We start from the raw sequence: 5,998 nt of genomic DNA on the forward strand, positions 1-5,998 counted from the left end.
CGGGCGGCGCGGCGTCGTGAGGCACGGCGTCGTGAGGCACGGCCGCCGCGTCCGCGGGGGGCGCGATGGCCCGGCGCGGGGCGACGGCGATCACCGCGGCGGCCGCCGCCGCGACGACGAGCGCCGCCCCGGAGCCGAGGGCGATCCTCCTGAGGCGCCGCCGCCGCGAGAGTCGCGCGAGCTTGGCCGGGACGTCCGGGTTCTCGGGATCGATGGCGAGGACGCGCGAGTAGAACGAGAGAGCGCGCGCGGACGCGCCCTCGGCCAGGGCGGCGTCGCCGCGGGCGGAGAGCGCGACCACGGCCCGCGCCGGGAAGGCCGCCTTGAAGCCGGCCGGGTCCCGCAGGAACGCCACGAGCTCGTCCGGGGCGCGCTCGAGCCCGCTCTCGGCGAGGAGCCGATCGAGCACCTCGCGGACCTCGGCGGCGCTCGACGGCCGCCGCTCCGGGTCGAGGGAGAGGCAGCGGACGACGAGGTCGGCGAGGGCGTCCGGCACGCGCGCGTCCACCGCGCGCGGCTCCTCGAAGTCGGCCTCCAGGACGCGGCGGAGGATCGCGGTGGGGTTCGGCGCGGCGAACGGGAACTTCCCGGTCGCGAGCCAGTAGAGGATGGTTCCGATGGAGAAGAGATCGCTGCGCGCGTCCGCCTCGCGCCCCTCCACGATCTCGGGCGCCATGTGGTGCGGCGAGCCCACGAGCGCGCCCGTCATGGTCATCCGCTCGTCGGACGCGAGGATGCGCGCGATGCCGAAGTCGGCGAGCTTCACCGCCGGTCGCTCGCCCTCCTGCACGAGGACGTTCTCGGGCTTCAGGTCCCGGTGGATGACGCCGGCGGAGTGCGCGTGGACGAGCGCGTCCACGAGCGCGCGCCCGACGAGCGCGCCGATCTCGGGGAAGCCGAACCCGACCTCGTGCGCGAACGCGCGGAGGGTCCTGCCGCGGACGAACTCGGTCACGAGGTAGCTGTCGGCCGCCCCGTCGCCCGCGTAGTCGTAGATCTCGACGATGCCGGGGTGGGAGAGGCGCGCGACGGCGCGGGCCTCGCGGGAGAAGCGAGCGCGCGAGTCCGGCGCGGAGGCGAGGTGCGGGTGAAGGAGCTTCACCGCCACCTCGCGGTCGAGGGCGGTGTCGCGGCCGCGGTACACGACGGCCATGCCCCCGCTGCCGACCTGCTCGAGCAGCTCGTATCGTCCGAGCCTGCGGATCACCGCCCCCTCGCCCTCGAGCCTCGCGCTCGCGTGGGTATCCTCGTGCTGCACGACTCACCCGGCACCCGCGGCGCACCCCCGCCGCGGCTCGCTCCGGATCGCGACAGCGGTGACCGGATCGGACGCTGCACTATGACACGGCTGCCCCGACTCGGCCATCTTGCAGCGACGGGGACGGCGCACGCCTGCTCGCCGCAGCCGAGGCTACCCGGCGGGGAGGGCGCCCACGCTCGATCCCGGCAGGAATCGCCGCGCCGCGAGCGCCTGGATCGTCGCGGGGATCGCCTCCGTGGAGATGGGATGGAGCGGCCTGAAGCCGAGGGCCGCGAGGCGGGTCGTGTCGTAGTAGTGGTCCGCGGTCATCCAGTGGAGCGCCTCGCGCTCGACGCGCGGCGCGAGCGCGGCCGTCGCGCCGTTCCGGCCCGCGAGGAGCCGCCACGCGCGCTCGAGCCGGCGGTTCACCGGCCCGAGCAGGACCCGGTCCGGGACGTGTCGCACGAGCCAGAGCAGGGCCGCGGTGAGGCGTGGGAGCGCCGGGAGGAGGCGCCCCGGCTCGTAGCCGAGCGCGGCGAGGGCGGCGGAGAGGTGCTCCGCGAGCGGCAGCGGCGCCTCGTCCCCCACGTTGAACGCGCGCCCCACCACCTCCTCGTCGTGCGGGTGCTGCACCACGTGGACGACCGCGCGGGCGAGATCGTCCAGGTGGACGAGGTGCGCGACCGGGCCGCGGCGGATGATCGGGATCCGGCGGTTGCCCGGGTCGAGCAGGGCGAAGAACGTGAGCGCTCGAACCGGGCCGCCGGTCAGTGTGGGGCCATAGAGGATCGTGGGGCGCAGCACGGTGAGCGGGGCGCCGCGCCGGAACTCCGCCCAGCTCGCCTGCTCGGCGCGCCAGCGGATCCGCTCGAGCGCGGTCCGCGGCTCCTTCAGCTCGCCCTCGCGGCAGGGGAGGTTCCGTGGCCTTCCGTAGACCGCCGCGGTCGAGACGTGCACGAGCCGCCGCGCGCCGGCCTCGCGCGCGAGCGCTGCTGCGGCGGCGGCGGCGGCGGCCTCCGCCTCGGAGCGGGCCCGCTCGTCGAGCTCGCGCGGCGTACGGACGCCGAGGTGGACGACCGTGTCCACCCCGCGCGCGTCCACCTCGAGCCGCGGGCGGCCGTCCGCGCCGATGGGCGCCTGACGGACCGAGAAGCCGGCGCGCCCGAGCGCCGCCGCGACGGCGTCCGGGATGGCGCCGGCCGAGCCGGTGAGGATCGCGAGCCGGTTCACTCCGCGAGTGTAGCAGCGGGACGGGCCACGGGCAGGCGGGCGGAGCGAGCCTGCCGGGGCGCACCGGCGCGCGAGGACGCCGATACTGCGCGCAGAGGGAGGCGGCGGCCCCGTTGGAGCCGGCCGGGCCGACCGTGATCCGCGGGCCCAGGCGGCTCGCGGATCACGGTCCGAAGCTCAGGCCCGGACTTCCTCGGACTTCTTCGCGGCGGCGGCCTTCTTCTCAGCCTCCGCGTCCGGGGTCGGCGGCGCCTGCCGCCCGACCGGGTTCTCCTCGAGCGCCGCCTTCAGCACCTCGTCCATGTGCGCCGCGAAGACGAAGTCGAGCTCCTTGCGGGCCTGCTCCGGGACGTCCACCAGATCGCGCTCGTTGCGGGCGGGGATGATGATCCGCTTGATGCCCGCGCGGTGCGCGGCGAGGACCTTCTCCTTGATGCCCCCGACCGGCAGGACGAGGCCGCGGAGCGTCACCTCGCCGGTCATCGCGACGTCGGAGCGGACGCGGATCCCGGTGAGGAGCGAGACGAGCGCGGTGAGGATGGTGACGCCCGCGCTCGGGCCGTCCTTGGGGATCGAGCCCGCCGGGAAGTGGATGTGGATGTCCGTCCGCTCGAGGAAGTTCGCCGGGATGCCGAGCGAGTCGGACTTCGAGCGCAGGTACGAGAGCGCGGCCTGGGCGGACTCCTTCATGACGTCGCCGAGCTGGCCGGTGAGGGTGAGCGACCCCTTTCCGGTCATCTTCGTCGCCTCGATGAAGAGGATGTCGCCGCCCGCGGCCGTCCAGGCGAGGCCGGTCGCGACGCCCGCGATCTCCGTGCGCTCGGCGGTCTCGTTGTAGAACTTCTCGGGCCCCAGCATCGACTCGACGTCGGCCTCCTCGATGGAGCGCTTCGCGCCGGCCTGGAGCTTCCCGCTCGCGACCTCCACGGCGACCGCGCGGCACACGTCGGCGATGCGGCGCTCGAGGTTACGGACGCCCGCCTCCCGCGTGTACGCCATGATGATCTTGATGAGCGCCTTCTCGGTGATGTCGATCGCGTCGGCCGAGAGCCCGTGCTCCCTGAGCTGCTTCGGGATGAGGTGGTTCTGCGCGATGTGGACCTTCTCCTCGAACGTGTAGCCGGGCAGCTCGAGGATCTCCATGCGGTCCTTGAGCGGACCGGGGATCGGATCGAGCAGGTTCGCCGTCCCGATGAACATCACCTTCGAGAGGTCGTAGGCGAGGTCGAGGTAGTGGTCCGAGAACGCGTGGTTCTGCTCCGGATCGAGCACCTCGAGCAGCGCCGCCGACGGATCGCCGCGGAAGTCCGCGCCCAGCTTGTCGATCTCGTCGAGCATCATGACGGGGTTCACCGTCCCCGCCTTCTTCATCGACTGGATGATCCGGCCGGGGAGGGCGCCCACGTACGTGCGGCGGTGCCCGCGGATCTCCGCCTCGTCGCGCACGCCGCCCAGGGAGAGGCGCACGAACTTGCGGCCGATGCAGCGCGCGATGGACTGGCCGAGCGAGGTCTTGCCGACGCCGGGCGGCCCGACGAAGCACAGGATGGGCCCGCGCATGTCGTTCTTCAGCTTGCGGACCGCGAGGTACTCGAGGATGCGCTTCTTGATCTTGTCGAGGCCGTAGTGGTCGGCGTCGAGGATCTGACGCGCGTTCTCGATGTCCAGGTTGTCGTCGCTCTTCTTCGACCAGGGGAGGTCCGCGATCCAGTCGAGGTAGGTGCGCGCGACGGTGTACTCCGAGCTCGCCGTGGGGATCGACTTGAGCCGGTTGAGCTCCTTCTGCGCGACCTTCTCCACCTCGGGCGGCAGGCCCGCCTTCTTGAGCCGCTCCTGCAGCTCGTCGAGCTCCTCCTCCTCCTCGCCGAGCTCGCCGAGCTCCTCCTTGATCGCCTTGAGCTGCTGGCGCAGGTAGTACTCGCGCTGCGTCTTCGACATCTCGCCCTTCACGGCGGAGTCGATCTTGTTCGAGAGCTTGAGGATCTCGCGCTTCCGGTTGAGGAGCTCGAGGACGAGCTTCATCCGGGACTTGAGGTCGGTCGTCTCGAGGACCTGCTGCTTCTCCTCGATGGGGACGTCCACGTTCGCGGCGATGAGATCCGCGAGGTGGCCCGGGTGCGTGATCGACTCCACGAGCTCGGTCGCCGCCGCGGGGAGCTCGGGCATGAGCTCGATGACCTCGCGCGCCAGCTTCTTCAGGTTGATGGCGAGCGCCTCGACCTCGACGTCGTCGGTGACGGCCTTGTCCTCGACGGGATCGACCCGCGCCTTGAGGTACGGGCTCTCCTGGACGAGCTCGAGGACCTTGAAGCGCGCGAGCCCCTGCACGACGAGCGAGTAGTTGTCCTCGCCCATCTTGAGCAGCTTCACGACGCGTGCGACCGTCCCGACGGTGTACAGATCGGCCGCGCCTGGATCCTCCTCCTCGGCGCGCCGCTGCGTCACGACGCCGATCACCTGCTCGTCGCGGACCGCGTCCTTGATGAGGGCGATGGTCTTCTGCCGCCCCACCGCGAGCGGGAGCACGCCTCCGGGGAAGAACACCGAGTTCCGGAGTGGCAGGATGGGGAGGACCTGCGGGATGTCCTCCTTGGCGATGAGCCCGGGAGGCACCATCGCCGGAGCGACCTGCGCGCCGGCTGCGGCCTTCTTTTCCTTCTCAGACATCGCCGTCTCCTTGCCGAGCTTCGGATGGGATGGGATACCCGCGCGAGCAGCGGATATCAATGAAAAGCGTTTGACCTGTCGGGCGTTACGGGTACGGCATGGCGGGCGAGAGCCCACCCTGCGGCCACCTCTCCCGAGGCGTCAGTCCTCGTTGAGGGCGGTGCGGCCGGGGCGCGGCACCGTGTGGCCGTCGGGTTCGCCACCGGCTCCTCCCGGGTCGGTACGGGTGGGACCGCTCGAAGGCGCCCACAGCCTGGACCCGGCGTTCCGGTCGTCGTCGCCGCTCCCGGAGACGTATCCCGCGCGGCGGGAGATCTGCTGGGGTGCGGCTCCGGGACCCTCCGCCGGGGACCATACGTGCTTGCGGATCATGCCCTCTGCATAAGGCCTGCTTCCGCGAGGGCAAGCGGGTGGACACCTTGGGCGCCGTGTTGCCCGGTACGCATGCGCTCGTGCTCCTGGCCGGCGCCACCCTCGCGGTCGCCGCCCTGGCGGTGCTGCGCGCGCTCCGCGCCAGGCGCCGCGCGGGGCTGCCGGAGGCGGCGGAGCGGCTCGTCGCGGGCGCGCTCGAGCGGCTCGGCGACGGCGTCCTCGTGATCGGAGGGGACGGGCGCATCGTCCGCGCCAACGCAGAGGCGCGGCGGCTCGCGGGCTCCGACGCGGCGCCGCTCGAAGGCAAGGACCTCGCCGCCATGGCCGAGGCGCTCGCGGTCCTGCGGCACGGGCTGCGACGCGCGGACGCCACCTCCGGGGCGGTCTCCCTGCGCACCGGCCTGCGGGCGACCGCCGCGCTCGTCCGAGTCTCGGATCGACCCATGGTGGACGTCGTCGTCCTGCGCGCGGAGCCGCCGCGCGCGGCCC

General features: G+C 72.9%; 4 protein-coding genes. 1 reads left to right on the top strand and 3 read right to left on the bottom strand.

Annotation, left to right across the window (positions count from 1 at the left end; translation table 11 throughout):
* From MNZ39_RS22755 to lon, 3 genes are all read right to left on the bottom strand, one after another.
* The coding region (locus MNZ39_RS22755; RefSeq protein ID WP_242341387.1) for a serine/threonine-protein kinase at positions 1-1,258 on the bottom strand (1,258 nt) is incomplete at its 3' end.
* 153 nt (positions 1,259-1,411) lie between these two features.
* Entirely contained in the window at positions 1,412-2,470 is a 1,059-nt protein-coding gene (locus MNZ39_RS22760; RefSeq protein ID WP_242341388.1) for an NAD(P)-dependent oxidoreductase, read from the bottom strand.
* Positions 2,471-2,647: 177 nt separating this feature from the next.
* Entirely contained in the window at positions 2,648-5,137 is a 2,490-nt protein-coding gene (gene lon, locus MNZ39_RS22765) for an endopeptidase La (RefSeq protein ID WP_242341389.1), read from the bottom strand.
* 410 nt (positions 5,138-5,547) lie between these two features.
* Between lon and MNZ39_RS22770 the strand changes: the two genes are divergently transcribed.
* Positions 5,548-5,998: PAS domain-containing protein (locus MNZ39_RS22770; protein ID WP_242341390.1), on the top strand; the 451-nt coding region annotated here is incomplete at its 3' end.

This window comes from Anaeromyxobacter sp. SG66, from assembly GCF_022690805.1.
GTDB classification, from domain to species: domain Bacteria; phylum Myxococcota; class Myxococcia; order Myxococcales; family Anaeromyxobacteraceae; genus Anaeromyxobacter; species Anaeromyxobacter soli.